Below are 473 nucleotides of genomic sequence, written 5' to 3'. Positions count from 1 at the left end.
TCGGGGGTGAGCAGGGCATCGAGGTCGATGTCGGCGGCGTGCTGGGAGGAGACCACCACGGTGTCCAGCCGCACCGGCCGGTCACCGTCGTACTCGATGGTCACCTGCGTCTTGCCGTCCGGCCGCAGATAAGGAACCGTGCCGTCCTTGCGGACCTGCGTCAGCCGGAACGACAGCCGGTGGGCCAGCTCGATCGGCAGCGGCATCAGACTCGGCGTCTCATCCGAGGCATAGCCGAACATCAGCCCCTGATCGCCGGCCCCCTGCCGGTCCAGGACGTCGTCGTCGCCCTCCACCCGCGACTCATACGCGGTGTCGACGCCCTGGGCGATGTCGGGCGACTGCGCCCCGATCGACACCGACACCCCGCACGAGGCGCCGTCGAAGCCCTTGGCGGAGGAGTCGTAGCCGATGTCGAGGATCGCCTCACGCACCAGCTGCGCGATCGGGGCGTAGGCGGTGGTGGTGACCTC

At 69.6% G+C, this 473-nt stretch carries 1 pseudogene; it reads right to left on the bottom strand.

From position 1 onward, the window contains the following. Positions 1-473, bottom strand: a pseudogene (locus DI272_RS45850) (S-adenosylmethionine synthetase N-terminal domain-containing protein); the annotation flags it as partial.

Source organism: Streptomyces sp. Act143, from assembly GCF_003143935.1.
Taxonomy (GTDB): domain Bacteria; phylum Actinomycetota; class Actinomycetes; order Streptomycetales; family Streptomycetaceae; genus Streptomyces.
Note: the sequence above shows the minus strand (reverse complement) of the source record. Positions and strands in the feature narration are given on the sequence as shown.